This window comes from Paenibacillus cookii (genome assembly GCF_018333375.1).
Lineage (GTDB): Bacteria > Bacillota > Bacilli > Paenibacillales > Paenibacillaceae > Paenibacillus_AQ > Paenibacillus_AQ cookii.
This window is the reverse complement of sequence record NZ_BORW01000036.1, coordinates 1-26498: the sequence shown is the minus strand read 5'-3', so window position 1 is coordinate 26498 and position 26498 is coordinate 1. Positions and strand designations below refer to the sequence as shown.

Genomic DNA, 26498 nt, shown 5'->3' with positions numbered 1-26498 from the left:
AAGAAGCCTGGAGCAAATCCCTGCTCTCGGCTTCTTTTCAACCAATAAACTCAGCAGCTCTTTCCGCCGTTTTTCCCCGGGTTCATCGGGTTCTTTCCTTGATCTTCCGCCAGCTTCTCGCCGAATTGATCCAGCCGTCCAGGGGAAGAGGCAGGTCCGTCATTCTTCGGTTTGTTGTTTCTTCCAGTCATAACGTTCACCTCCATACATAACATGAGCGCCTGACCTTGTTTTCATACCCCGATCTTGATCTCACGATCCGATAGACCGATTTAACCTATCCTTCCCTAAACACGGCGGCAGGTCATTGAAGGCGATACAATTGGTCGATGCGCGACCGGCTGACGGGAACCGTCATGTTCAATTCCTGCATGAAATGTTTCCGAATCTCCCCGTTCTCGTCCAGCGCATACCCGCCAAAGGCCGCGTCCGGATTGGCAAAGACGGGCATAAACGGCTTGATGGTGACGGATTCGGGCGCTTCCTTGAAGCGATCCAGCACGATATCGAACGCTACCGTCTTTCGGTCCGGATAAATCCCTTTGCCGCCGATTTGATTTCCCTTTTCGCCGTTGCTTCCGACCACCTCAAAAAGCAGGTTGCCCTTCTCGGCATCGGTCCATTCATGGTCGGCATGGACTTCCAGCCTCAGGATCGTTGAAACCGGCGAGAATTCCAATTCTTTGACCGTCATGGATAGCCCGTTCCACGTTTTCTGTTCACCGGATGTAACGGTCACGCGATCCGCCTGTTTATGGACCGGGAGCGTGATCACGAAAGGATCCTTGAAGCCTTCTAAGGTAATCTTCAATGTGAGCGAAAACTCGTCCGGCAAATGCGTGGAATTCGGGACCGAGCCGTTGCTGTTGTTAAAGACATGGAACAACACCGCGTCGTCATCGGCCGACGGTTCCCATGTCAAATCCGGACGGTACGCTCCCGGAAAACTTTTCATCGCAACGCCGTCCACGAACATTTCGGCATCTTTGATCGCTCCCTTTTCGTAGACGATTTTTGATTCGCCGCCCGAACGAACTTCTTTATAATCGGATATTCCTCCGTGAAAATCTCCGCCCTCCCGTTGAAGGGAAAACGACAGAAGCGTGCCGTCGAATACGACCTCGCGTATTTTAAGAACCGTTCCGTCATGTTCGTCGTAGGCCTCGGGATTCGATACAAGCCCCTGTTCTTCCGCCGTCCGCAGTCCCAATTCGTCCGCAAGCTTAAAAATGCCACCGACGACAGGGATCTGTTTCATCGTTTGAGCCATCGCCGGAGAAACGAAGCCGCTTCCCAGAACCGCGATCAAGGCGGCAGCCGACGCCGCTGCAGCGATTTTGCCGGCTTTCTTTCGTTGACGGTCTCTTCCCGGCCGGGCGCCCCCTTCCATTTCGGCCAAAGCGGCGTAGATTTCATCCTGCTTGCGGCGTATCAGCTCCGGAACCTCCGCGGCGATTTGCTTCTTGCCGGATTGCGTCAGTTCACGTTCCAAATCAAACAGGCTCATACGATAAATCCCCCTCCTTTCCGTTTTTCATTTGATCCGCCAAAATGCCCCTTGCCCGGTGCAGGCGCGCCCGGACGGCACCGTTCGAAATGCCGAGAATTTCTGAAATATGCTTAATCGGAAGATCCTGATAATAAAACAGGTGAATGACGATTCGGAGCGACTCGTCCAACCGGCTCACCGCCTCCTGAAGATCCACCTTCTGATAGCTGCCATAATAAGCCTCCGAGGTTTTCGCTTCCGGAAGCTCGTCCATCACCACGGTCCGCTGCCTGTTTCGCAGCAATTGATTGCATTCGTTGATGAGAATCCGGATCATCCATGTCTTGAAATATTCAGGTTTTCTTAATGTCGACAGCGATTTATAGGCTTTCAGCGTTGCCTCCTGCATCGCATCCGCGCAGTCTTCGTCTCTTCTCAGAATGGACTTAGCCAAGCTGTACAGCCGGGGCTCCAGATCGCGCATGATGCGGACGAACGCATCCAGGTCTCCCTTCTGCGCCTTCTTGACTTCAAGTGCCATGGTTATCACGTTGCTTTCATCTCCTTTTAAAGGCCCTCTATGGATTAGATGGTCCGGAGGCGCGAAATGTTATATGGAAAAAATTGCGGCAGAACGAAGAATCCCTTCCCGGCGAACAGGTGCCTGCCGGAAAGGGACCGCGATGTTTCCAAAATTCATTGAACCCTAAAAAAAGTGTAGGATAAGCCTTTTATGCTGCTGCTTCTATTTTATCTTGGCAGTCATTTCGAGATCTTTCAAGTATTCCATCACCACTTCGCCTTGGTCATCTACCTTGAATGCGCCGGATGTGGCGCCCGGTTCCTCAAAGACGGGTTTGGCCGGCTTAATCGTAATGGACTTGATGTTTTTCCCCTGCATATCCAGGAAAATGTCGTGGTACATGACCCCTTTGGCCCCGTTTTCGTCGGTGCCTCTTCCGCCCGATAACTGCTCGATTTTCCGGCCTTGATCGTCAAAAAAATCGTACAGCATCGTCGTGTTCGCGTCCACCCCCGTAACGATCAGCTGCAGTCTCGCGGAATGCGAAGTCACGTTTGCCTTTTTGAATGTGATGGAGGTTTTACCCGATTTTTTCGTGATGTTCGGATTCAGCTTCTTCACCGTGCCTGCATTTTTTTGTACGGGAACGTTCAGCGTATACGGCTTGTTGACGCCTTTCAGCGTAATCTTCGCCGTGAGTTTGAAGTTGTCCGGCAAAACCTTCAGGCTGGCTTTATCTCCGAGATAAGTCGCATCGGCCATCGTGATGAGCGCTTTGTCCGGGCTGGAACCCGCTTGCCAAGTAACGTTGGGGCGCTCCCATAGCTTGGACCCGCCGTACGCATTGGCGGAGATGCCGTTAATAAAGAGTTCCAGGGATGTAATCGCTCCTTTTTCCTGAACGCTTTCTTGTTTTTGATCATCCCATTTCCAGTCGGTCATGCCTCCGACGAGGCCCTTTCCGTTACGTTCGACTTCCAGCTGAACGACGTTGCCGTCGTATGTCGCCTTGGAGATGCGCAGGGAAATGTCTTGCTGGGTCACGGTGCCGGAAACGGATTTGGTTGCCTGAGCCTGGGCTGCGTAAGCTGTCCCCCATGCGGCTCCTCCCAATAAGCAGCTGGCCAAGACGGCGGCGCTCATCACTTTATATATCGACTTCATGTATAGTTCCTCCTAAACATTTCAGTATCGTTCGAGGGCCCTCTATAGGATTAGATGGACCGGGTACCGGAATTGTTATACGGCAGGAACGATTCCTCCCCTCGTTAAGCTTCCCCATACGATCTTAAGGCTTTTGTCGAATCCAAGCTTCGTTATTCGTCGACCGTCACCGTCATCTCCAGCTCCGGAATGAACATCTTTTTTCGCGTTTCATGCGAAATGAGGTACGGCTTGATTTTGAGTCGTTTGGGCATCCGTTCGAAAGGGTCCATATCCATGTGCATCGCCACCATGGTCGTGCCGGGAATGCCGCCTCCATATCCGCTGCCGGAGGAATCCAACTGATTGCCGTCCTGATCCTCAAGGACGTATCGCAGTCTCTCTCTCCGCTTAGTCAGATCTTGCTTCGCATAATCTTCATTAATCGTCAGTTTGGTCATCACCGGCGTGAGTTCGATTTTCCCCAGCGAAATTTTGAATTGTTTCCATTCCTTCGGCGGATCGTTCGAGGTTACGATTTTGGTCGCCGTTTCGTTTTTCTTGACGGGAATGTCGAACATGAACGGATCCTTCTCCATCCCCGCCAAAGTGATTTTCAGGTTTAACGTAAATTCGTCCGGGAATCGGTAAGGGGTATGGTCCTTAGAGCTGAATTCCTGATGGCTGATCGTCACTATTGAGGCCGAAGGGGTGCCTGTACGCCCCCAATTCTTCATCGTCCCTTGTCTTACGGTCATATCGACGACTTCCCCGTTGACCATGCCATTGACGCTGAAATCACGATTGGTGAACAGATGGTCGTCGGTATCCTGTTCCAATACGAAATAAATATTTGACCCGGAATAGACCAGTTTCGGAATCCGAAGCGTCACCCCGTGATGCGTCACGCTGGCATTCAGCTCGTCCATCATGCCTTTTTCGTCGGCGGTTTGCAAACCGATCTGGTGAGTCAATTGGAATAAATCCTGGATAAAGGGAATCCCTTTCAGCGATTTGGCCATAGCCGGCGAAACGAACGCCGAACCCAGCAAAGCGAGGCACACCGCAAAAGCAGCGGCTGCCGAACCGCAAACGTATAACCACTTGTTCCTGCGCTTTACGGTTAAAGACGGCAATTCCTCAAACGCCGCAGCCATGCGTTCGCCGACAATGTGCGGCAGTTCGTCCGGGATCGGCACCCGACTGTCCTTAAGCTTCATCTCGATATCGTTCAGATCCATGCTTTTTTGCCTTCCTCTCCGGCGTATCGCCCAATATTTGAAGCAGCCTCCGGCGTGCCCTGAACAAGCGCCCTTTGACCGCATTTTCCGTTATGCCCAGCAATTCGGCGACGGACAACAGAGGCATATCCCGAAAATAAAACAGCTGGATGACGGTCTGCAGCGGCTCGTCCAGTTGTTCGACGGCATCCCGGATATCCAGCGAATCATAATCGGATGCGGGCTTTAATTGTTCCATGTCTTCCATATTGTCCACGGGGACCAGCCGTTTCTTGTTTCTCAATACCTGGTGGCATTCATTGATCAGTATTCTGCAGATCCAGGTATGGAAAGACTCCGCTTTTTTCAGCGTATGAAGCGATTTGTACGCTTTCAGGATCGTCTCCTGCATGGCGTCGGCGCAATCCTCGTCGCTGCGGAGAATCGAGAAAGCCAGCCCGTACATCTTCATTTTGATGTCAACCACAAGCCGGATGAATGCTTCATGGTCCCCCTTCCTCGCTTTTTTTACTTCTTGTTTTACGTTCACTTTTCTCTGCTCCTTTGACCGTATTCACCCTATCGTTCATTGGCATATCTTTTAGATACGCGGGAGTCCCCAAAGGTTTGTACGAAATGAAAAAAAACGCCGGAACATTCCGGCGTGTGCGTAGGCATGGCTCAAATTGTCATTTTCGTTCGCCCTTCAACCTTGGCGGCTTCCGTGCAATTTTGAGTCGGGAGGAGGATATGGATGACGGTGCCTTTCGCTTCCGGATCGAGCCAAATCCGTCCGTCATGCCGCTCGACGGCGCCTTTGGCGATGGATAGTCCCAGCCCGCTCCCGCCGTCGCTCCGGCGGGCCCGGTCGCCTCGAACGAACGGCTCGAACACGGTTTCTTTCACTTGATCCGCGATCCCCGGCCCGTTATCTCCTACCGTCACCCGAACGTTTTTGGCCGTAACCTCCAGCGATAGCCATACGCGGGCGCCCTCCGTATTGTACTTCAGCGCATTGGCCAACAAATTCGTGACCGCCCGGCGTATCAGCCCCTCGTGGCAGCATACCCTGACCGGCGTTTCCGGAATCCGGACATCGAAGGCGATGCCTTTTTGCGCGAACGAATCATATAGATCGGCCGCCGCGGTACGGCACAGCTCCGCCAAATCTTCGGTCCTGCGCTCGTACGCCGGCTCCAAGCTTTCAAGCTTGGTCAGTTCGAACAAGTCATCGACAAGCGAAGCGATGAACTTGGCTTTCAAATAGATGCGGTTTGCGAATTCGAACCTTTGCGTTTTGTCCTGCTCCATGCCGAGCCGCAGCACTTCCGCATAACCTTGGATCGTCGTAATCGGCGTTTTGAGGTCATGGGAAATATCCATCATCATCCGGCGGCGCCCTTCTTCAAGCTTCCGTTTTGCCGCCTCGGCCTGCTTGAGCCTGTCGGCCATGCGGTTGAAGCGAAACTGGAGGTCCATCAGCTCCCGGTCGGCCCGATAATAAAGCCTCTCGTCTTCCCTGCCTTCGGCGATGCGGTCGAGTCCGCGGGTTACCGCGGCGAGCGGCTTCGTAATCCGTTTGGCCGTGATCCGGCTGTACAGCCATACGCTTGCCAAAAACGCGGCGGCGAACCACAACAAACCCCGCAGCAGAAGACCGGCAAATACGCCGGTGATTTCGGCGTTCGTCTTGGCCAACCGGCTTTCCTTCTGAACGGCCCCGCCCGGGATCGCGACAAGCAGCCGGTATGGCCGGCCGTCAGGCGCAACGAAAGGCGCCAAAGAATAGTAGGCCGAGCGGTTTCCGTCATAAAACATCGCGTACACCTCCTCCTCCGTATAAGCGGATTTGGCTTTTTCCTTGCCGCTGCCGCGCGAAAAAACGACGCGCAAATCGGAATCCAGCACCTGAATGTAACCGCCCAAGGATTGAACGGTTTCATAGGGAATCTTTTCCCAATCGTCCCGGATCAAATGGCTGGCTTCCACCATGGGCAGCGTTTGGTTCAAGTACTGGTCCCGCGCATCATACATGCCTTTGTACACCATGAAACCAATGATGCCGAGAATGACGGAAAAAAGGACGTAGTTAAGCATTAAGCCCGCATGGACGCTTCGCATGTTCCTCATGGCGCCACGTCCCTTGGATCCAGTTTGTATCCCAGCCCTTTAATGGTCACGAGAAACCGCGGTTCCCTCGGGTCGTCCTCCAGCTTGTCCCTCAGCCTGCTGATCTGAACCATGACGGTGTTGCTGTCCTCCAGATAAGGCTCGTTCCATACGTTTTCGTATATTTGGCGTTTCGTGAATATCCTTCCCGGCGATTCCATCAAAAGCTTGAGCAGCTTATATTCGAGCGGCCCAAGCGCAATCTCTTGGCCCCGTTTGTACAGCATGCAGGCTTCGTGATCCAGCTTCAGCGGCCCGCAGACGGTGGCAAGCTTCGGCGAAGCACCGTCTCCGCCGGCCCCTTTCAGCTCATAATAACGGCGAAGCTGGGCTTTGATTCTCGCCACCACCTCGATCGGGCTAAACGGTTTGGAGATGTAATCGTCCGCCCCGATCCCAAGCCCGGTCACCTTATCGACGTCACCGCCCTTGGCCGACAAAATGATGACGGGGATCGTATGTTTTTCCCGGATCCGCCCGATCAGCTGGTAACCGTCCAGCTCCGGCATCATAATATCGACCACGGCCAGGTCCACCTGTTCCTGCTGAATGATCCTCCATGCCTCCTGCCCGTTTCCCGCCACGATCACGCGGCAACGCTCCCGCTCCAGAAACAGTTTCAGCAGCTCCGCGATCTCCGGCTCGTCATCCGCGACAAGAATCGTACGCTCCTCGATCTCTCTTCGTTCATGCATCAATATGATTTCTTCCTCCACTTGTATGTTGGCGGCTTGTCCGCCCTATTCATATAAAAATATACATTGCTATGATCGTCCCATGCGCAACGAATGTCAATTGTAAGGATAATGTAAGGTTGGCTACAAATGGGCTACAGTCTCGATTGATATGCTGATGATACACATCCAAGACAGGAGGAAAAACATGCGAATTGGAGAAATTGCCTTATTCATCGCGAACTTTACGCTGATTCTCGGCAGCGTTCTGGTTACAAGGAAACGGGGACGCTCGTTTTATGGGTATGCCTGGGCCACCGCCGTAACGGCAGTTCTTAGCTTGGTTCAAATCATCGCCGAAGGATATCGCTGGCAGATGCTTCCGGTCTATGCAGCCAGTCTTGTCACCGGAGGCTTGGCCCTGCGCCGCCGGCATCCGTCGCGAAAAGCGGAGGCCCGGACAGATACGCTGCCGGAAAAACCGCGTGCCGCAGCAAAAGGACTCCGCCGCGGAATCGTGGCGTTCCTGTTTCTCGTATATGCGGGAGTGTCGGTCGCGCTGCCGACCCTTCTGCCCGTCTTCAGTTTCGTCAAACCCCAAGGGCCGTACCCGGTGGGAACCACGACGATGATGCTTGAAGATCCAAGCAGGGAAGAAACGGCCACCGCGGACCCTGCCGATCGCCGTAAGCTCATGATTCAAATCTGGTATCCGGCCCAAGCCGGTACCGGAACGGGGCCGGCCCCCTACATCGAGCACCTGCCCGAAATATTGGACGGCTTGCGCCAGGCGATCACCCTTCCCCCGTTCCTGCTGGGCCAGCTTAAATACGTGCATACCGATGCGATGCAAAATGCGGAACCATCCAGGGAACAGGAACGTTACCCGGTGCTGCTGTTTTCCCACGGATTAACCGGCTTCCGGAACCAAAACACGTTCCAGGTGGCGGAGCTCGCCAGCCGCGGATATGTCGTGGTCGGCATCGACCATGCCTACGATGCGGCCGCCGTCGTTTTTCCGGACCATACGGCCATGCTCAAGCTTGAACATGCATCCGGCTTCGATGCTTATGAGGAAAAAAGCAGATTATGGGTCCGGGACGCCAAATTCGTGCTGGATCAATTGCAGCGTTTGAACGATCCGAGCCAAAAAGGGATGTTTTCCGGCAGGCTCGATCTAAACAAGGTCGGCATGTTCGGCCATTCCTTCGGCGGCGCCACGGCAGCGCAAATGCTGCTGGCGGATGGACGGGTCAAAGCAGCCCTGAACATGGACGGCACGCTTTACGGCAAGCCCGTGCCGGAAGGCGGCTTCGGCAAACCCTATCTGCAAATGAACGCGGAACTGAGCATCAGCCGGGACGTCTTCGACAAATCGCTGGATCAGGCGATCCAACAATCCGGCCGCAGCCGGGAGGATTACGAACAATTTTGGGACGAGTCCGCGAAACGACGCCAACGGGCCACTGCCTCGAGCGAGGCGTATTCGGTCACTTTTGCCCACGCGAACCATATGAGCTTTACCGATTTTTATCTGTTCTCGCCGCTGCTTCACCCGAAAGGAGCCGAACCGAGGCAGATGCAAGCTTCGATCAACGCGCTCACCGTTGCATTTTTCGATCGTTACGTCAAGGGAAATCCCGGTCCCTCCATCGAGGAGGTTGCCGGCCGCCTTCCGGGCGTAGCCATGCCATAGCCGCACAACGTATTCATGTACCAAAGAAGCCCCGGGCATTCCTGCCCGGGGCTTTGGTACTTTTTTAGCCTCATATGTTTTGTTTGTGCAATTCCGATCTGGATTTTGCAGCATAACGCAGGACCGGTTTTGCGTTCGATCGCTTTGTGGATGAAATACAGGCTGATCCTTCCAGCCGCTTCGTCCCCGGCCTTCACCAGTTTCAGCACCCAACTTATTCATCGGCCGTCCCATAATCTTTGATCGTTAGGTTGACCTCATACCGGATCGGAACCTCGCTAAAGGTTTGGTCCCAATCTTTTTTGACTGCCTTCCATACATGAGGATACGCAATTCTCAATCTGTTTCCGAAGCCGGCAACGTCCGTTTTGTATTCATGCTGAATTTTATCCAATACATGCTCTACTAAACGCTCCACCTCTTCTTCGGCCGCTTTTTCCGCTCTTTTCAAGAAGTCCGTTTCGATGGTTTTCTCCGAAACCACCCAATGCTCGGCAATTCTTCCTTCAGACTCGATTTCTATTTTAAAAGAGATGTTGTTTCCATCAACGCGGGGCTTAATTTTGCTTTTCATGGACAACACCTCGTATATTATGGGCTCACCTGTCTTTTTGTCCACGCTTTTAACCAAACCGCCCTTCCCCTCTCCGGTTATCCACGTTAAGCCTTCCAATTCTTTTTCATTCAAAAAACCGCGCAGTTTTCTGGTTTTCCCTTCAATGACGGCGGCTCCTTCAAATTTTATGTCCCCATTCGCCGACGAGACGACATTTTGCAAAAGAAAGCTGGTCCCGGAATGCAGCTTCCCCTCGATCTTGGTCAGCGTAGCCGGTGGTAAAATCTTGGTGGTTCTGCCGTGGCCATGTGTCATTTCAACCAGTTTAAACGCCGGAACTTCCATCGGCTTTTTCGAATCCAGCGTTTGGCTCGCCCGGTTCTGAGCGATGAGAAGGAGGCAGCTTGGTCTCATTTCCTGTTCCCTAATAAAAAAATCCAAGATCTTTTGCAGATCCAAGGTACGTGCAAGATCCCCCCCAATAATAATCACTTTTGAATGCTCGTCAAAGGCGCGCTTTTCGATTCTTAATATCATATTGCGTAAGGTCGGGAGGATCGCATCTCCTGTTTCGGAAACGTTGTTATAAGCCTTGGGTTGTGAAGAAGCGTTTTTGGTGCCTTTGCCTGTCGTCTCTGCGGTGACAAACTGATTGGTTATCGTAATTCGATCCCGGCGGGGAGGCCCGCCTGCTTGTCCCGCAGATTCTTCCCGGGACTCCTCCTGTGTGTCCAGATCCAAAGAAGTGCCTACAACCAGGCCCAAATCTTCAATTTCTTTACTGCTCCAGCATCCTGTAAGAGATAAGAGGGTAAGAACCAACAGCGAAATCAAAAGGTTTCGTACCGTAACGTGCTTCAAGCTTTTCCACCTCTCACGCTCGATACCAGAAGCAAAATGACTGGCAGTACGGCAAATAATAATAACGCGGCATTGCCGACCATATCCCCGAATTTAAACAGGTCATTGATATCTTTTGGAACCATGGCAATGAGATAAATAATCGGAACCAAGCCATAAACAAACGGGCGAATCCTTTTTTTGAAGAGTTGGGCCATCCCTAAAGCAGCCGCATAGTAGGTAATCGTAAAGGTCGTGAATATTTGCATAATCCATATGACAAGCAGCCAAGATTCAAACCGTTCAAAGATCAAACCGGGGATCTCAAAACTTCGCATCAGCTCCAGCGTAGGCCACGTACTCATGACCACTCCATCGATTGACAGGGCTCCGATGACCATGACAACGGTGATGACGTAAAAAAGCAAAGGGATGAATACGCCAACCAAAACGACTTTGGCGGCTTTGTCCGGCTGTTTCATAAACGCAACAAGGAGCAGCATAATTTCAGAGCCTAAAAAAAGCGAGCGTAGTTGTCTTGATTCCCTTGAGCGTAGGGACAACTCCCAATCCCAATACGGGACGGAGATTATCTATTTCAAATATGCCTAAACTCAAAAAGGCAACCAGTAAAAAAATGATGATCGTAATAGGGAATATAATTTCAAACAAACGGGCGATCGCGTTGATTCCGCCTGTGATCAGATAAAGACCTATCCATATAAAAGGAAGGATGATGGCCCAGGTGGGGGTGCCTTCCAGCAAAAAAAGCCCGGTTACTTCTGCCATCGTTCTGACTTCATATGCAGAAAGAGTAAAAAAGTAACCTATAATAAGCAAACTGAGGAACCCGCCGATCCATTTCCCCACAATTTCCTGGCTGTATTGATAGAAGGTTTTTTCGGGGTATCGCTGGTTTAATTTCACGATGATCAGCCCTATGATCATGGCGATGATCCCGCCCAAAATAACGGTGATCCACACATCGGGTGTTTTCACCTTCTCCACGGATGTTCGGGGGAGGGTGAGGATCCCGGCTGCAAGAATGTAATTGACGAGGATAACCGCCGCTTGCGAATTCGTAATTTGACCTTTTGGACTACTCATGCTGGTTTTATTTCCTTTCATAAAAGAGCTATCCTTTACGCATGGAATCTTTCTTTTGTATCGCCTTCCGAAAGCGTCTCATCTTCACAAGCGGCATTCGAATCATCAAGTCTTTCCAATCACTTACTCGATAAGGAACGACCGGCGTGATAAAGGGAACGCCAAAACTCTTCAGCCTCACTAAATGGCTGCAAAGGAAAAGGAAAAACAGAACCACCCCGTACAATCCATACACCGCCGCGAAAAACATGGCTACAAAACGAAGCATGCGAAACGAAATTCCGGCGCTGTATTGAGGGACGGCAAAGGAAGAAATGGCCGTCAGCGCCACCACGATCACCATAATAGGACTGATGATTCCCGCTTGCACGGCTGCTTCCCCGATGACTAATCCGCCAACGATCCCCATGGCCGGACCAATAGGTCTAGGCAATCGCAGACCGCCCTCCCGCAGGATTTCGATCGAAACTTCCATGATCAGCGCTTCGATGATGGCGGGAAACGGTACCCCTTCCCTCGTGCCCATGATGGACAAGGCCAGTTTGGTAGGGATCAACCCTTGGTGAAACGAGACGAACGAAATATACAAAGAGGGTCCAAAAAGCGAGATAATAGCTGCAAAATAACGTAATAAGCGGATAAGAAAACTCGGTATCCAACGATCATAATAGTCTTCCGGTGAGTGCAGCATCATACTTAATGAAACCGGAACTATCAAAGCGAAAGGCGTCCCGTCCAACAAGATGGCAACTCGTCCTTCCATCAAGGCACTGTATACGCGGTCGGGGCGCTCCGTATTCTGTACCTGCGGAAAAGGACTGAGGTAATTGTCCTCGATCAGCTGCTCTACATAGCCTGATTCCGGCACATCATCGATATTGATTTTTTTGATTCTTTCCCGGACCTCTTCCACCAAAGCAGGATCAGCCAGATCTTTCATATAGGCGATGACGAGTTCTTTTTTTGAACGCTCTCCTACTTGAAACTTGAGGATGGATAAGTTGCTGTTGCCGCCTTGCTGTCGTAAAAGGGCGGTATTATCTCTTAACGATTCCGTGAAACCTAACCGCGGGCCTCGAACCAACGGCTCCGATGACGGTTCTTCCATATTGCGCGACTTCCCTTTGGTTCTACCGAGAATGAGCGCATTCTGCACGCCGTCCATTAACAGGGCGGTCGAACCCGTCAATATCTTGGACGCCAACTCTTTTGCATGACGTGCTTCCGTTACTTCACCAATGGTAAGAACTTGATTTTTAATATACTCTTTAGAAACGGCTCCTTGCACAATAGATGGCTCCTGATGATGGTTTTCCGAGAAACTCATCATCAGCGATTTCATAATGTGTTTGTCGATAAGTTCTTTATCCGACAGTCCATCCACAAAAATGATGGCCGCACAAATGCCTGTGCCTCCGATCTGAAACTCCCTAAAGTGCACATCCGAATTATGGCCGATTTCTTTTCTCACCCGTTCAAGATCTAAGGCAAAATTCCCCGTAAATGGCTCTAATGAGGCTTGGGCAGCATTCCATGTGTTGTTTTCTTTATTCTCATGTTGTTTCATCGTAGATACCTGCCATGTTATTTTCCTTCGTCTTCCTTGGAGTGATGAATCCATTTAAAAAACCTTGAGAGGACATACGGAACCACAAATGCAATGAATCCCTGCATAAAAACCTTCCAGTCCGGAAGGTAGAAAAGCACCATTTTCCACATGTCGGCCCCCTGTCCAAGGCAACATTTGCGTCGTTTAGGCATGCGTCCCTGTAATTCCATTATGGTCTAAGCCACAACCGTTTATTCTTCATACATCGACTATGCAGGAGTAAATGGATGATCATTGGAATGGATGGGAAATAAAGCGAGGCGAAACGGATCACGATGGATTCATACTCCCCTTCTAAAAAGAGCCTTTGCCGCAGTAACGGCAAAGGCTAGTAACGGCAAAGGCTCGGGGGACAAAAGGCTGTGGAACCCACGGCGCGCAAAGGATGAATCTAAGCGAAACCCGCCGTTAGGCAGCAAATTGTTCAAGCATCTTACTACATTTTCTTCAAACCTGGTGTTTGGGCCTCAACTTTTGCGGGGCGGTTTACTTCCGAACGACAGCGTATCCTTTGTCCTGCAGCAGCTTGATGATGCCGTGCTCGCCCAAATAATGAGCCGCCCCAACCACGATGAAATACTCTTCTTTTTTGCCGTTTTTCAAGTATCCGTCGATTTTTTCGGCCATTTTCTCGTTGCGGTCGATCAGCATCGCTTTGTTGTATTCCGGCTCGGCAGCCATGCTGTTGGTCAGTTCGAGCAGCTGCTCGTCATTGCCCGTTTTCCACATCTGGGCCATCTTGTCTACGCCGTCATCCAGCACGTCGAAATTGTCCAGCGCGTTGTTCAGGTTTTTCTCCTGCAATTCCTTGGAGAAGCCATTGAACATGCTCAATTGGGATTCGTAGGATTCCAGCTCGACCACCGGGATTTTGCGTTCGATCGCTTTTTGGATGAAATACAGGTCGATCCCTGCAGCCGCTTCGTATCCGGCCTTCACCGATTTCAGGCTGCTGATCGTCGTTTCGACGACCCAAGGTTTGAAGGCATCCAAGGCGTCCGGCTTCATGCCGCTTTGCTGCAGGATTTTGCCAAGCTTGGCGTACGTCTCGCCGGAAATATGATCCTTCAGCGTCGTTCCGTCCTGATACATGCCCATATCCATGACCATCTTCTGCTGCGCTTCGCCGGCCGCTTTGCTCAGATCGATCTCGACGCCAAGATAGTCAGCTTCGGCAAACGCTTCTTCAAACTCCGGACGCAGCGGGTAAAAGCTGTCATCCGCAATATGGATCGAGCCTACCAAATACACCGTGTTCCCGTTGTTCTCCACTTCCCACATGAAGCCCTTGCCGCCGGTCTTGGCGGTTTCGGTTCCCTTGGAAATGAGCAGCACCGTGCGCGTTTTGGCATCCCAGCGAACTTCGTAGCCCGTTGCGTCGCCAACCACCCGAATAGGTGCATACGTCACGCCGTTGATCCGTTTGAGCTTGCCTTTCAGCGTAATCGTTTTGCCGTTCACGACGGCGTGAATCGTATCATTCGCAGCGCCCGTCAGCGTGGCATCCATCGCCTGGAGCGTCGATTTCAGCGGAACATACGTGGTACCCTGCTCGATGATCGGCGCGCCTCCGGCATATTGAACGGCGTGGTTATTCACTTTGACTGCCGGCTGCTGCGGAGCGGCCATGGCAGGCGCGGCCGTGGCCATGAGTCCCGCCGAGATCGTGATGGATAAGAGCATTCGTTTCCAATGTTTCATGTTGGATTCTCCTTAAAATTTAATGAGTATTTGGATGAGATTCAAATCTTGTACGCCTTCATGGCTTTGCGAAGCTCTTTGAACGACGGACGTTTGCCGTACATCAGGACGCCGGTGCGGTAGATCTTGGCCGACAACCAGCCGAACACGATGATCGACACGACGAGCAGCGCCAGGGAAATCAGAATTTGCCAGGTCGGCACGGTGCCCATTCCGATCCGCACCAGCATCGCGGTAGGAGCCGTGAACGGGATGAAGCTCGTGACTTTGATCAGCATCGTTCCCGGCGAGCTGATGCTGAAAATGCCGATGTAGAACGCGGCAAGCCCAAGCATCGTAATCGGCATGACCGCCTGCCCCAGCTCTTCGGTGCGGCTGACGATGGAACCGACGGCGGCATACAGCACCGCAAACAGGAAGTAGCCGACAATGTAGAACGCCAGACCATACAGCAGCACGGAAATATTGAGATCCGTCAGGCTCAGGTGGAACTCCTGAAGCATGCCCACGTTGTTCGGCAGCATGAGGTTCGCTACCACCACCACGCCAAACACGGCGATTTGAACAAGCCCTACCAGGAAAATCCCGATGATTTTGCCGAACATTTGGTTCAGAGGTTTCACGCTCGTAATGAGAATTTCCATAATGCGCGAGCTTTTTTCGGCGGTGACTTCCGCGGCGATCATGTTGCCCGTCATCATATTGGAGCTGAAGAACAAAATCATGAGAAAATAGACCGTGACGTAATTCATGATTTTCTGGTTTCTTTCCTTTTCCGTGTCCCCTCCGGCATTGGCCTTCGCCTCTTCGGATAAGTCAAGCGAATCCAGGCTTACCGGTTTATTCAGGGCCGCGATTTGCTCCGCGGTCAAGGCATCCTTGGCGATCATCGCCGTTTTGACGTTTTGCAGCGCTCCTTGCAGATACGTGCTCAGCCCTTGCCCCATTCCGCCTTCGCCGGCATAGACGACTTTCGGAAAAGACGAATCGGCCGGATCCTCCTCGAACTTCAAATACCCTTCAAGCTTGCCGTCCTTCACGTCCTGCTTCAACGGCTCTTCGGCATTTCCTTCATATTTCACAAACGTATAATCCTTGTTACCCGAAGCCGCCGCATACTTTTCCAGTTCGGACGCCACGGCCTGCCCGCTGCCGGTCAAAAGACCGATTCGATCCGGGCCGTCGTCCCCGCCGCTGAATTGTTTGATGAAATACGGCACGTTCATCCCGATCGTGATCAGAATGGCCAGCACCAGCGTCGTAATAAGAAATGATTTCGTTTTGACTTTATTTTTGAACGTAAAACCGATAATCGTCCCCAGATTATTACTCATTGGATTCACCCACCTCTTGAATGAAGATTTGGTTCAACGTCGGCTCCTTGATTTCGAAGCGTTCAACGGCCGTTTGCGCCATCGCATGCTGCAAAATCAGCTGAGCCGTATCCGGCGTGCCGATCTTGATCTGGTAACCCCGCTCGTTGCGTTCCACCGATTTGACGCCCGGGATGGATTCCAGCCGTTCCACCTCTCCCACGGTATGCAGCACGACCTCTTCCCGCGGGTAACGGCTTTTGATTTCCTTGATATCCCCCTGCACTACCGTATTAGAGCGATGAAGAATCGTGATGCGGCGGCACAGCTCCTCGACATGTTCCATCCGGTGCGTGGAGAACAAAATGCTTGTTCCGTTGTCCCGGAGCTCTTTGACCGTCGCCTTGAGCAGTTCCACGTTGACCGGATCCAGGCCGCTGAAGGCTTCATCCAAAATCAAAATTTGCGGTCTGTGCACGACGGCGGCGATAAAACCCATTTTTTGCTGATTGCCCTTGGACAGCTCCTCGATCCGCTTATCGTAATACTCCGGCACTTCGAACCGGTCGAGCCAATAACGCAGGCTTTTGTCCGCGTCCTGTTTGGACATCCCGCGCAGCCGCGCCAGATAAACGATCTGCTCGCTGACCTTGATCTTCGGATACAAGCCCCGTTCCTCGGGCAGATATCCCATCACCCGCGTCAGTTCATTGCTGTAGGGCTTGCCGTGGTAACGGATTTCGCCCCCGTCCGGATAAATGAGCCCCAGCACCATCCGCATCGTCGTCGTTTTGCCGGCGCCGTTTGCGCCCAAAAGGCCGTAGATTTCGCCCTGCTCTACCTGGAGCGATATGTTGTTCACCGCCGTTTTTTCCCCATACTGCTTAAACACGTGATCCAATTGCAACGATACCATGCGTTTAATCTCCTTTCCCTGACTGCATTCCCGCAGGCAGATGGCCTTTTAGCCACAGGCTTAATATTTCATCCAACTCAAGCGTCCTCGTCTTTAACACCGAAATGCCCGAGTCGTGCAAAATCCGTTCCGCTTGCAAACACTCCGTCGTAATCATGCGCACCACGCCATGGAATTCCTGCTGGACCTGAATGATGCCGGGCAAATCCTCGGCCAGGTCCATGCCGCCGCTGATCCAAAGCTCTTTCCAATTGTCCATCAGGCCGTCCTTTTCCGCCATGCCGTGGAGCTTGCCGTGATGCAGGAGCACGACGTAATCGGCCAGCCTTTTCACTTCCTCGACGATATGGGTCGAAAGCAAAATGGTTGCCTCCCCGGATTCCATGTACTCGCGAAGCTCGTCGATCATCAGCTTCCAAGCGAACGGATCGAGCCCCGAGGAAGGTTCGTCGAGCAGCAGCAGCTTTGGCCGATGCGCCAGCGCGGCGGAAATTTCGTATTTGCGCCGCTCCCCCTTGGACATTTTTTTCAACTTGATGTTTCTGGGGACCTTGAATTTTCCGAGCAGCTCCTCAAAATACGTCTGGTCCCACTCCGGATACCATTCCGCCCGGAACTCGGCCGCTTCCTCCGCGGTCAAATTGTCCTCTTCGACGCTGGACTTTTCCGACACGAACCCGATTTGGCGCCGCACCTGCTGCGGAATCTCGTGGGGATAACTTTCGCCGAACCAGGCAATGTCGCCCCGGTCGGGAAAGACGATTTTCAAAATCATATGAATGAGCGTGCTTTTGCCCGAACCGTTTTCCCCGATCAATCCGATGACGTATCCTTTAGGCAGTTTCAGGTTGATGGGGCCGATCAGCTTTTGCCGCATTTTTTTCTCGACGCCCTTCATTTCGATGGCCGTTTGCTCCATTACGACTCACCTTCCTTCTCCTCCGGATGATATTTTTTATGCAAAATGGCCAGAAACAGCCGCTTCAGCTCTTCCTCTTCGTATTTCACGGACATGCCGACATCCACCGCCGAACGCAGCGCTTCCTCTACCGCTTCGCGCCGGAAGGTCTCCCGTTCCGTATCGCCGACCTTGGCGACAAACGTTCCGGTGCCCTGCTTCGTTCGCAGCAGCCCTTCGCTTTCCAGGTCCTGATACACCCGGCGGACGGTAATGACGCTGCAGTTCAAACCTCCAGCAAATTCCCTGATGGACGGCAATAGGGTCCCCTCCTTGATTTGCCCGCTGATGATCAGCGACCTTAACTGGGATTCGATCTGATGATAAAGCGGTTCAGCGCTATTTTCATTCAGTTGTATTGGAATCCACACCTTTCGCACCTCACCTCTTGCTTTCCCGGTCAGTACGCCGCTTTCGGCAATTCTGCCAGAGGTCAGCCTTTAATCCAATCCTTATTCCGGTCGGGTTACACCAAGTCTCTGCTTCTCAGTTTAAGCCGGGTTAACCTCGTGAACACCGTCAAACTCGCGGCCGCTGCCGCAAGCATGCCCCACATTAGAGGGGAAAGCAGCTTCCACCGGGCCCCCGCCTCGATCGAATAAAGCAGCATGTTCCCGCCGCATATTTTAATGACGACCGCCGCCGCAATCGCTCCACCAAACAGGATCAACGTCGATCTGAAATACGCTTTGCCGTGGTTGGCTAATTCAAAATACATATAAGGTCCCGAAATCGCCAGCCCATAACCGATCCATGTCAGCGCAAAAGCCGCATAACCGGCCAACGACATGCCGCTTCGCATCGGTTCGGCGGTCCAGAACATGATCCCGAAAAATACGATGCCATTGATGCTAAAAGCGATAAACATCTGCAGCAGGCGATAGCTGATAATGACGTGATCCGATATCGGCAGCGCCCGGAAATACGCCAGCATTTGCGTATACGAATCCTCGCTCAAATATTTGAAGGATCTTCGGCTGAAATAAAAACCCAGCATCGGAATGAGCAGCAAAAACATCCCGTCCGTGACCGGGCTTACGTATTCCGGCGCTTCCATCTGCCCCCGAACGGCCATCCCGATCATCACCGCCATATATACCGCATAAACAACGGTCCAAACCAGATATCTTTTCTCGCATCTCAGGTCCTTCTGCATGATGAACCAAGCCTTTCTCGCGTTTTCCAAAACGGCTCTCCCCCGCTCCCGTCAAGACTTATCCGTCAGGTTAAAATTGTTCCATTTTTTCAGGTGTGCATATGCCACGTTTACTGTGCTCACTGTATATATCTTTATACACAGTATACAGGGTGAAGCACACTCATGCAATAGCCGTTTCGCTAAAAGTTTGGAAAAATTTATGGGACGAAAAAAAGGCCCGGATCCGCAGTAACGGATCTCGGGCCTTGCGGCGCAAGGACTTGATTCACTTATCAATAAACGAATGCAGCCGGATACTTGGCAAAAAAATCAAGCATGTTTTGCACGACCTTCAGCTGGGCTTCGGGCGCCTGGATTTCCAGCATCGAAAAAGCGGTATGGTCCTGCCCTGTAAACCGGTAGGCCGCCCCGAACGTCTGATAGGCTTCGGCGTCTTTTTGCATGCGATATTGAACGACATGTTCGTTCAGCATCGAACGGTTTTCGAATGCCGGCAGATCCGGGACCATCCCTTGTTCTTCCGCCCATGCCTTCATACCCGGAAAATAACTTCCGATCCTTTGAATCGCGCATCCGCCGCAGGATCCCGTGTCCAGGTACGTCATGCGGATTTGGGGGTTGGACGGGTCTTGGAGCTCGATTTTGACCGAGCCGTCCATGCCGGTATCCGCCGTCACGACCTTCCAGTGGCGCGGAGCCAGAAGCAAATAACCGTGATTGCTGCCTTCGTTCAGGAAAAACGCTCCCCAATGCGCCAATTCAGGAACCGGAATGGCGGTTCCCCGCAATATCGGCAAATCCTTATGCGGAACATTCGGCGGCGTAATTTCGCCGTAAAACGCTCCCGAGATGCAATACAGCGGAATCTGACCGATGCCTTCTCCCGGTTGATCCAGCTTCAGCACGCCGCACTGCACGCTTGCCTGCTCGCTTGTGCTTGCAGGACCGCCTTGCCCTGGGCTTGAATCGCCTTCTTGGCCCGAAGCGGGCTGGTCTTTCGGATGCTGACCGGTTTGTTCTTGATCATGCTGCTTGTCTGCCGACATCGAGCCGGGGGTTGATAACGAGGTGGTAAAAAGCAGGATTAGCATAACGGCAGCCGCCAAGATGTAAAGCCTTCCCCTCATATTCCCCGATGAAGTTTTGCCGATACGTTTCATGTGGATCCCCGGACCTTCTTTAGTGATTTGGAGTTTCACTCTTATACTCTTTAGACGTAATGAGGAACCATAAAGTTATCAATTTTTTAATTTTTCTGTAAATTGTCCGACTTGATGCTTTCACCCCTTATCATGATCATCCGGTTGCCGCGAAAAAGCGCACAAATACTAATATGAGGGAGAAAAAACAAAAAGACCTTTTCATTTGGCCTGCATGTATCAGATGCCGAAGCACCTCCAGGTCAACTTGAAAAGGTCTTTCTTAAAGCCGTTCACTCGAATGAACATATTCGCTTGGTCAAGCGCCCAAAATAACGTCCCAAACCGGTTTCGTATGCCCGCCCGGATACAAGACGTACAGCAGGACATAAACCACGACCCCCGTAATGGCGGTAATGAACCAGATGGTTGCCGTCACTCTTCCCCATTTCCGGTGCTTCGCGAATTTCTCCTTGAAGCCAAGCACCAGCGTCGTAATCCCGAACACCGCAGCTACGGTCGCTAGGGTAATGTGGAAGATGAGGAAGATCTGATAGTATACTTGAAGCTCATCCGAGCCGCCCCAAGACGTGTTGCCTACGAATGCCGTTCTGGACACGTAAATGATGAAAAACAGGAGCGCTGCAACGGCACCAAGGATCATCACTTTTTTATGGGCTTCCCGTTTGCCGCGAATAATGAGCGCCCAGCCTATAGCCACCAAAATCGCGCTGATGACGATAAACGACGTGCTGATGGTCGGCAGCAGCGTATATAAATCCATCGAAATCCTCCTTACTTCACAAAAGCGGGCGGTTTACGCCCGATTCAATGAACCTTCGTTAAACTCGGCAGGCGGAATGTCTTCTTCCTTATTTTCGGCCCGATACCAGCGGAAAAATACTCTTCCCAACATCGAGGCGAAAATGAACTCCTGAATGAACTTCATGACGATGCCGCCTACCTGCTGGTCGACCTTCGTGCTCATGATGTTAAAAAAGGTTGGGCCGCCAAACGCTTGCAGAAGCTTGGACGGATCGCCCGACACGCAATATCCCATCGCTTCGGCCCATACGTTCGGATCGCTGAACGTGGCGTACATCGGCTTGGCCGAAAAAATGATCAGGCCGCAAGCCGGCGTCAGGAGCACCATGTTCAAGAAAATATAACCGATTTTGGCCAGCCCCGAGGCTTTATCTTTTTCCGGGAGCGGATTGATCAGCGTCCACCACATCAATATAGCCGCAATGAACAGCACCAGATAATATAGACGGTGCACGGCAAAATGCAGCATGACGTAGTCATGTACCGCCGGAAAATGGTAAAACGAAAACAATCCGTTAAATACGAGCGCGGCGACGATCGGACGGGATAAAAATCCCAGCTTTTTGAACGGATTCACCTTTAAAATCGCTCTCCACAACCACGCCGGTATCCCCATCATAAGCAGCGGCGGCGCCACCAGATAGGATAATGCCATCGTCGTCATGTGGAACGTAAACATCAAATGTCCGAGCAGACTGATTGGGCCGCCTTGAGCAAGGTATAACACCAGCATACCGCAGACGAAGCTGATTTTTTTGTTTACAGGGACGGGTTCGCTCCCCGCAAACCTCTCGCTAAGCGGACCGATCACGACGAAATATGCAGCCGTTACAAGCAGCATACACGCCAGAAACAGCGGACTAAACAATTCGCTAAAGCTAAAATATTCTAACCCCAGCATGTGAAAACCTCCTCTCAAGCGGTATCAGTTCTGTCGAATTTGTGACAATGGCCTTCCATTGAAAAAAAGAGGGGGCAACAAAGCCCGCCTCTTTATCTATTTTACCACCATACCCAGTACAATGCTGTGACGATCGCCGTACCGGCTACGAAAAATCCGCCGATCATGAAGATAATCGGAATCAAATGACCGCGATCCTTCAAGTGCATCCAATAACCCATTTGGACGAGGACCTGAAGTATGGCCATCACCAGGAGCAGCAGCACGGTAAACGCGGCGTTCACTCCGCCCGCCATAACGGCCGCAAAGGCAATGGCTGTCAGAATGATGGAGAAAATGAAAACGATGATATGCTTTTGAGGCCCCTCGTGGCGCTCGCTATGTTTCACGATGCCACGATTCGCCTGATGTTCTGTCGTCATATCTTAGCCCACCTTCCCGAGCAGGTAAACGACCGTAAAGATGAATACCCAAACGACGTCGATAAAGTGCCAGTAAATGGCCGACACGTAAATCTTAGGCGCCGTTACGACCGTCAAACCTTTTTTAAAGAGCTGTCCAATCAGGATGGAAATCCAGACGACCCCGAACGCAACGTGTGCGCCGTGGAAGCCGACCAGCGTATAAAACGCCGAACTGAATGCACTGGTCGTCATGCCGAATTTCTCGGCATGGACGTATTCGGCAAATTCGTAAATTTCAAGGCAAAGGAAGGCCAGACCCAAAAGGACCGTAATCGCAAGCCAGCCGCGCAGCGCGCCGACCTTGTGGCGGTGCATCGCCTGAACGGCGAACACGCTGGTCAAGCTGCTGACGAGCAGGATCAACGTCGTGATCGCCGTCATCGGCAGTTGGAAAAGTTCGCTCGCGGTAGGACCTTCATTCGTTTGATTGCGAAGCGCCAGGAACGTCGCGAACAGGGTACCGAACAATACGGCCTCTCCGCCAAGGAAGAGCCAGAAGCCGAGTACTTTATTGCGGCCTTCTAACGTCGCTTTTTCCGGTTCGTGCGGCAAAGCGCCTTCTGTATGCGTTGCACTCATGCTTTTACCCCCTCTTCCTCCAGCTCTTCTACTTCGATATGCCAGCCGTGATCGTCATACAAGGAACGAAGCAGCATGGAACCGAACGTGATGACCAGACCGATGATGACAACGATCCAGTTGTTGAAAATCATGCTCATAAAGGAATTCGAGAATTGTTCTTTGCTGAACATGAATCCGAGACCGGCAATGAAAATGCCGACGGACATGACGAAAGGCAAAATGGTTGGCGACGGCATGTGGATCGGACCCAGCGGTTCCGCAGGAGTCATTTCCTTGTTGCCGGCCATTTTTTCTTTCCAGAAAGCATCGATGCCGCGTACGAGCGGAATTTGCTTGAAGTTGTATTCCGCAGGCGGAGACGCGATGGTCCATTCGAGCGTACGTCCGTCTTCCCAAGGATCGTTGGCAACGCCTTTCGGTTTCGCCCAAGTCGCAAACGCGTTGATCAGGAAGACCAAAATGCCGATACCCATCAGGATGGCGCCGATCGTACTTACCAAGTTCAGCGTGTCGAAATTCTGGTTAGGCAGGTACGTAAATACGCGACGCTGCATCCCCATCAGACCCAGGAAGTGCTGCACGAAGAACGTCAGATGGAAACCGATGATAAAGAACCAGAAAGAAATTTTGCCGAGCGTTTCATTCAGCATGCGGCCGAACATTTTCGGCCACCAGTAATGCAAGCCTGCCAGGAGGCCCGATACGAGACCGCCCACGATAACGTAGTGGAAGTGAGCGACGACGAAATACGTGTCATGGAACTGGAAGTCGGCAGGAGCCGAAGCAAGCATCACGCCTGTTACCCCACCCATAACGAATGTCGGGATAAATCCGATCGCAAACAAGTTCGGACTCGTGAAACGGATCTGCCCGCCCCACATTGTGAACAGCCAGTTAAAGATTTTGATGCCCGTAGGCACCGCGATGAGCATCGTCGCAATCGAGAACAGCGCGTTCGCAACCGGTCCGAGACCCGTCGTAAACATGTGGTGCGCCCAAACCATGAAGCCCAGGAAGGCGATCAGGATCGTAGCGAATACCATCGAGCTGTAACCGAAAAGACGTTTGCGCGAGAATGTCGGTATAACCTCGGAAATGACGCCGAATGCCGGCAGGATGAGGATATACACTTCAGGGTGGCCAAAGATCCAGAAGATATGCTGCCAAAGAACGGGGTTACCGCCATTGGCGACTTCGAAGAAATTCGCTCCCAAAATCCGGTCGAACGACAGCAATACCAAACCTACCGTAATGGCAGGGAATGCAAACAGGATCATGGCGGACGTGATGAAAGACGTCCATGTAAACATCGGCATTCTCATGAAAGACATGCCTGGGGCGCGCATCGTGATGATGGTCGCCAGGAAGTTGATGCCCCCGATCAGCGTACCGAGACCGGCAATCTGAAGGCCGACGGTGTAAAAGTCGACGCCATGCGAGGTGCTGTAAGTATTTGTCGAAAGCGGGGTATATGATGTCCAGCCCGCGTCTGGAGCTCCACCCATAATCCAGCTCAGGTTAAGGAGCAAGCCGCCGAACAGGAATGTCCAGAAGCCCAGAGAGTTCAAAAACGGAAACGCGACGTCACGCGCGCCGATCTGCAGCGGGATTACCGCGTTCATCAGCGCGAAGATGACAGGCATGACGCCCAGGAAGATCATCGTCGTTCCGTGCATCGTAATCAATTCGTTAAAGGTTTGCGCCGAAACGAAATCATTCATCGGCTTAATCAGCTGCAGCCGGATCAGAATCGCTTCGATGCCGCCGATCGCGAAAAACAAACCGCCGGCCAGCAAATAAAGAATGGCTATTTTCTTATGGTCGACTGTCGTCAGCCAATCCATCAAGCCCTTGTGGCGCTTGACACTATGAGCATGAGCCAAGGTTGATACCCCCTTATAAAAAATCTTGCTGTTGATAACGATTAGTAATTCAATTTGTAGTTAGCCAAGTAATCGGCAATGCCATCGATTTGTTCGTCTGTCAGACCCAAATCTTTTGGAGCTGGCATTTTGTTGCCCGGTTTGACGGCTTGCGGATCTTCAAGCCATTCCTTGAGGTTTTCCTTCACCGGTTTGCCTCCGTCTTGACCCTCGTTCAGCAAGATACCCGCAACAGATTCACGCGAACCGATGCCGGTAAGGTTCGGGCCCACAGGACCGCCTTGGTCACCTACAGCATGGCAAGACAAGCAAGATTTTTTGAACGTTTCGGCCAGTGCCTGATCTTTAGGCAGAACCGCAGGCGCTTTCATTGCGGCAACCCATTTGTCAAACGCATCCGGGCTTACCGCCTTGACCTTGAATTCCATCAGCGCGTGCGAAGCCCCGCAAAGCTCGGCGCATTTACCGCGGTAAACGCCTTCTTTGTCGGTCTTGAAGCTGAATCTGTTAATCGTTCCATCCGGGTTGGTGTCCATTTTACCGGACAAGGACGGTACCCAGAAGGAGTGGAGAACGTCCGCCGTCTTCAGTTCGAAGGCAATGTTTTTGCCCGTCGGGATCATCAGTTCCTGAGCGGTTTTCACGCCGTATTGCGGGTATTCGAACTCCCACCAGTACTGGTGGCCGGTTACTTTTACCTGCACGGAACCCTTCTCATTGTAATGATCGTCGCCAAAAGCAAAAATCTTTTGCACGGTCGGTACGGCAAGAATGAATACCAGAACGAGCGGAATAACGGTCCAAATGACCTCCAGCTTGAAGTTGCCTTCCACTTGTTTCGGCACTTCCGTTTGTCCCTTTTTCCTGCGGAACTTAATCAAAACGTACACCGCAATTGCAAATACGACGATCAGGACGACGATCATGATCGTGATTGAAAGCTTCATCAAATCGTACTGTCCTTCCGCCACAGGCCCCTGTGGTCGTAATGCCGACAAGTCCTCGCGGCCGCACCCGGCTAAAAGCAGAGAAAACACTGCGAGCAAGGGAAGAAGTCGCTTTACAGCCTGCCACCGTTTCATCATTGATCTACCCCACTTTTTACATTTTCACAGGCGCCGCCAAAGAGGCACTAGGCGGTCTCATACCTGCGCTATAACGGATGTATTGCTACTGTCAACTAAAACAATCACCTATTTAATATAAGTTTAAGGTAATATTTTGTCAATGATTCTGACCTAGTTCACAAATTGTTCGAAAAGTGCTGAAAGTCGCGCCACGCAAGCATTTGCAATCGTTTTCGGACACGCTGCGCGGCCCCTTTCCCCCTTCCGTTTGCAACCATGTTATTCCCTTTTCGTATACCCATTTTTCCCTCTTTTCATTCACTTTTCCTCCGGATTCGTCCATCAAACCGTCACCAAATCGTCAAAATTCAACATCCGCGTCGAATGCGTTGCCGTTGTTTCAGGCTTTGGCAAGCCGAGCCTCGGGCTTTCGGCGGCAATCATAACCACCCGTCCAACGGGTGGTTTGCACTTGGGGTATAACCCCCTGTTGCCAAACTGCGCCTAAAGACGCTAGCCTGACAATAAATTGTTCAGGCTCAGTGTAATTTGTCTCTTTCACTT

The 26498-nt window shown here is 51.9% G+C and carries 24 protein-coding genes and 1 pseudogene; 1 reads left to right on the top strand and 24 read right to left on the bottom strand.

Going from position 1 to position 26498, the window contains the following annotated elements:
- Nucleotides 1-50 precede the first annotated feature (50 nt).
- The 8 genes from KI367_RS22740 to KI367_RS22705 form a co-directional block, all read right to left on the bottom strand.
- Entirely contained in the window at nucleotides 51-191 is a 141-nt protein-coding gene (locus KI367_RS22740) for a hypothetical protein (RefSeq protein ID WP_197069941.1), read from the bottom strand.
- 113 nt (nucleotides 192-304) lie between these two features.
- Complete coding sequence (locus KI367_RS22735; protein ID WP_212952264.1) at nucleotides 305-1507, bottom strand: DUF4179 domain-containing protein; 1203 nt, start codon at nucleotides 1505-1507, stop codon at nucleotides 305-307.
- Nucleotides 1494-2030 carry a sigma-70 family RNA polymerase sigma factor gene (locus KI367_RS22730; protein ID WP_212952280.1) on the bottom strand — a complete coding sequence of 179 codons (537 nt, stop codon included), beginning with the start codon at nucleotides 2028-2030 and terminating at the stop codon, nucleotides 1494-1496. Before KI367_RS22730 ends, KI367_RS22735 begins: the two co-directional genes overlap by 14 nt.
- Nucleotides 2031-2234: 204 nt before the next feature.
- Nucleotides 2235-3176, bottom strand: a complete 942-nt coding sequence (locus KI367_RS22725; RefSeq protein ID WP_212952263.1) for a DUF5643 domain-containing protein — start codon at nucleotides 3174-3176, stop codon at nucleotides 2235-2237.
- Between the two features lie 152 nt (nucleotides 3177-3328).
- Nucleotides 3329-4396 (bottom strand): DUF4179 domain-containing protein, encoded by a 1068-nt coding sequence (locus KI367_RS22720; RefSeq protein ID WP_212952262.1) that lies wholly within the window; start codon nucleotides 4394-4396, stop codon nucleotides 3329-3331.
- Nucleotides 4365-4925 carry a sigma-70 family RNA polymerase sigma factor gene (locus KI367_RS22715; protein ID WP_212952261.1) on the bottom strand — a complete coding sequence of 187 codons (561 nt, stop codon included), beginning with the start codon at nucleotides 4923-4925 and terminating at the stop codon, nucleotides 4365-4367. Before KI367_RS22715 ends, KI367_RS22720 begins: the two co-directional genes overlap by 32 nt.
- A gap of 131 nt (nucleotides 4926-5056) precedes the next feature.
- The gene (locus tag KI367_RS22710) at nucleotides 5057-6505 is read right to left on the bottom strand and encodes a sensor histidine kinase (RefSeq protein WP_212952260.1); all 1449 of its coding nucleotides are present in this window, start codon (nucleotides 6503-6505) and stop codon (nucleotides 5057-5059) included.
- The gene (locus KI367_RS22705; RefSeq protein WP_036708931.1) at nucleotides 6502-7239 is read right to left on the bottom strand and encodes a response regulator transcription factor; all 738 of its coding nucleotides are present in this window, start codon (nucleotides 7237-7239) and stop codon (nucleotides 6502-6504) included. The genes KI367_RS22710 and KI367_RS22705 overlap by 4 nt, the downstream gene beginning before the upstream one ends.
- Nucleotides 7240-7426: 187 nt before the next feature.
- Here KI367_RS22705 and KI367_RS22700 point away from each other — a divergent pair, with 187 nt between their 5' ends.
- Entirely contained in the window at nucleotides 7427-8914 is a 1488-nt protein-coding gene (locus KI367_RS22700; protein WP_036708833.1) for an alpha/beta hydrolase family protein, read from the top strand.
- 214 nt (nucleotides 8915-9128) lie between these two features.
- On the opposite strand, the gene KI367_RS22695 is transcribed toward KI367_RS22700, so the two are convergent.
- The 16 genes and pseudogenes from KI367_RS22695 to coxB all read right to left on the bottom strand — a co-directional run bounded on the left by KI367_RS22695 (nucleotide 9129) and on the right by coxB (nucleotide 25952).
- Complete coding sequence (locus KI367_RS22695) at nucleotides 9129-10331, bottom strand: Ger(x)C family spore germination protein (RefSeq protein WP_036708815.1); 1203 nt, start codon at nucleotides 10329-10331, stop codon at nucleotides 9129-9131.
- Nucleotides 10328-11417: pseudogene (locus KI367_RS22690) on the bottom strand (spore germination protein). Before KI367_RS22690 ends, KI367_RS22695 begins: the two are co-directional and overlap by 4 nt.
- Nucleotides 11418-11445: 28 nt before the next feature.
- On the bottom strand, nucleotides 11446-12984 hold the full coding sequence (locus KI367_RS22685; protein ID WP_212952259.1) for a spore germination protein: 1539 nt from the start codon (nucleotides 12982-12984) through the stop codon (nucleotides 11446-11448).
- A gap of 528 nt (nucleotides 12985-13512) precedes the next feature.
- Nucleotides 13513-14727 carry a TraB/GumN family protein gene (locus KI367_RS22680; RefSeq protein WP_212952258.1) on the bottom strand — a complete coding sequence of 405 codons (1215 nt, stop codon included), beginning with the start codon at nucleotides 14725-14727 and terminating at the stop codon, nucleotides 13513-13515.
- 41 nt (nucleotides 14728-14768) lie between these two features.
- Entirely contained in the window at nucleotides 14769-16061 is a 1293-nt protein-coding gene (locus KI367_RS22675; RefSeq protein ID WP_212952257.1) for an ABC transporter permease, read from the bottom strand.
- Nucleotides 16054-16956 (bottom strand): ABC transporter ATP-binding protein, encoded by a 903-nt coding sequence (locus tag KI367_RS22670; protein ID WP_212952256.1) that lies wholly within the window; start codon nucleotides 16954-16956, stop codon nucleotides 16054-16056. The genes KI367_RS22675 and KI367_RS22670 overlap by 8 nt, the downstream gene beginning before the upstream one ends.
- A gap of 4 nt (nucleotides 16957-16960) precedes the next feature.
- Entirely contained in the window at nucleotides 16961-17875 is a 915-nt protein-coding gene (locus KI367_RS22665) for an ATP-binding cassette domain-containing protein (protein ID WP_212952255.1), read from the bottom strand.
- Nucleotides 17875-18285 (bottom strand): GntR family transcriptional regulator, encoded by a 411-nt coding sequence (locus KI367_RS22660; protein WP_036708802.1) that lies wholly within the window; start codon nucleotides 18283-18285, stop codon nucleotides 17875-17877. The genes KI367_RS22665 and KI367_RS22660 overlap by 1 nt, the downstream gene beginning before the upstream one ends.
- A 95-nt stretch (nucleotides 18286-18380) precedes the next feature.
- A complete protein-coding gene (locus KI367_RS22655) occupies nucleotides 18381-19100 on the bottom strand; it encodes a hypothetical protein (protein WP_052146905.1) in 720 nt (239 codons plus the stop codon).
- A 245-nt stretch (nucleotides 19101-19345) separates the two neighbouring features.
- Nucleotides 19346-20164: a DUF4850 domain-containing protein gene (locus tag KI367_RS22650; protein ID WP_212952254.1), complete on the bottom strand. Its 819-nt coding sequence runs from the start codon at nucleotides 20162-20164 to the stop codon at nucleotides 19346-19348.
- A 367-nt stretch (nucleotides 20165-20531) separates the two neighbouring features.
- Nucleotides 20532-20996 carry a DUF420 domain-containing protein gene (locus KI367_RS22645; protein ID WP_036708792.1) on the bottom strand — a complete coding sequence of 155 codons (465 nt, stop codon included), beginning with the start codon at nucleotides 20994-20996 and terminating at the stop codon, nucleotides 20532-20534.
- A gap of 33 nt (nucleotides 20997-21029) precedes the next feature.
- Complete coding sequence (ctaG, locus tag KI367_RS22640) at nucleotides 21030-21938, bottom strand: cytochrome c oxidase assembly factor CtaG (protein WP_036708789.1); 909 nt, start codon at nucleotides 21936-21938, stop codon at nucleotides 21030-21032.
- 101 nt (nucleotides 21939-22039) lie between these two features.
- Nucleotides 22040-22360 (bottom strand): cytochrome C oxidase subunit IV family protein, encoded by a 321-nt coding sequence (locus KI367_RS22635; RefSeq protein ID WP_212952253.1) that lies wholly within the window; start codon nucleotides 22358-22360, stop codon nucleotides 22040-22042.
- A gap of 3 nt (nucleotides 22361-22363) precedes the next feature.
- Complete coding sequence (locus KI367_RS22630; RefSeq protein WP_036708785.1) at nucleotides 22364-22981, bottom strand: cytochrome (ubi)quinol oxidase subunit III; 618 nt, start codon at nucleotides 22979-22981, stop codon at nucleotides 22364-22366.
- On the bottom strand, nucleotides 22978-24828 hold the full coding sequence (gene ctaD, locus KI367_RS22625; protein WP_052146912.1) for a cytochrome c oxidase subunit I: 1851 nt from the start codon (nucleotides 24826-24828) through the stop codon (nucleotides 22978-22980). The genes KI367_RS22630 and ctaD overlap by 4 nt, the downstream gene beginning before the upstream one ends.
- Nucleotides 24829-24908: 80 nt before the next feature.
- Complete coding sequence (gene coxB, locus KI367_RS22620; protein WP_036708780.1) at nucleotides 24909-25952, bottom strand: cytochrome c oxidase subunit II; 1044 nt, start codon at nucleotides 25950-25952, stop codon at nucleotides 24909-24911.
- Nucleotides 25953-26498: the final 546 nt, after the last annotated feature.

Coding starts and splice junctions, on each gene's coding strand:
- KI367_RS22740 (WP_197069941.1), bottom strand. CDS start 191: ATGACTGGAAGAAACAACAAACCGAAGAATGACGGACCTGCCTCTTCC.
- KI367_RS22735 (WP_212952264.1), bottom strand. CDS start 1,507: ATGAGCCTGTTTGATTTGGAACGTGAACTGACGCAATCCGGCAAGAAG.
- KI367_RS22730 (WP_212952280.1), bottom strand. CDS start 2,030: ATGGCACTTGAAGTCAAGAAGGCGCAGAAGGGAGACCTGGATGCGTTC.
- KI367_RS22725 (WP_212952263.1), bottom strand. CDS start 3,176: ATGAAGTCGATATATAAAGTGATGAGCGCCGCCGTCTTGGCCAGCTGC.
- KI367_RS22720 (WP_212952262.1), bottom strand. CDS start 4,396: ATGGATCTGAACGATATCGAGATGAAGCTTAAGGACAGTCGGGTGCCG.
- KI367_RS22710 (WP_212952260.1), bottom strand. CDS start 6,505: ATGAGGAACATGCGAAGCGTCCATGCGGGCTTAATGCTTAACTACGTC.
- KI367_RS22705 (WP_036708931.1), bottom strand. CDS start 7,239: ATGCATGAACGAAGAGAGATCGAGGAGCGTACGATTCTTGTCGCGGAT.
- KI367_RS22700 (WP_036708833.1), top strand. CDS start 7,427: ATGCGAATTGGAGAAATTGCCTTATTCATCGCGAACTTTACGCTGATT.
- KI367_RS22685 (WP_212952259.1), bottom strand. CDS start 12,984: ATGAAACAACATGAGAATAAAGAAAACAACACATGGAATGCTGCCCAA.
- KI367_RS22680 (WP_212952258.1), bottom strand. CDS start 14,727: ATGAAACATTGGAAACGAATGCTCTTATCCATCACGATCTCGGCGGGA.
- KI367_RS22675 (WP_212952257.1), bottom strand. CDS start 16,061: ATGAGTAATAATCTGGGGACGATTATCGGTTTTACGTTCAAAAATAAA.
- KI367_RS22670 (WP_212952256.1), bottom strand. CDS start 16,956: ATGGTATCGTTGCAATTGGATCACGTGTTTAAGCAGTATGGGGAAAAA.
- KI367_RS22665 (WP_212952255.1), bottom strand. CDS start 17,875: ATGGAGCAAACGGCCATCGAAATGAAGGGCGTCGAGAAAAAAATGCGG.
- KI367_RS22650 (WP_212952254.1), bottom strand. CDS start 20,164: ATGCTAATCCTGCTTTTTACCACCTCGTTATCAACCCCCGGCTCGATG.
- KI367_RS22645 (WP_036708792.1), bottom strand. CDS start 20,996: ATGGATTTATATACGCTGCTGCCGACCATCAGCACGTCGTTTATCGTC.
- ctaG (WP_036708789.1), bottom strand. CDS start 21,938: ATGCTGGGGTTAGAATATTTTAGCTTTAGCGAATTGTTTAGTCCGCTG.
- KI367_RS22635 (WP_212952253.1), bottom strand. CDS start 22,360: ATGACGACAGAACATCAGGCGAATCGTGGCATCGTGAAACATAGCGAG.
- KI367_RS22630 (WP_036708785.1), bottom strand. CDS start 22,981: ATGAGTGCAACGCATACAGAAGGCGCTTTGCCGCACGAACCGGAAAAA.
- ctaD (WP_052146912.1), bottom strand. CDS start 24,828: ATGGATTGGCTGACGACAGTCGACCATAAGAAAATAGCCATTCTTTAT.
- coxB (WP_036708780.1), bottom strand. CDS start 25,952: ATGATGAAACGGTGGCAGGCTGTAAAGCGACTTCTTCCCTTGCTCGCA.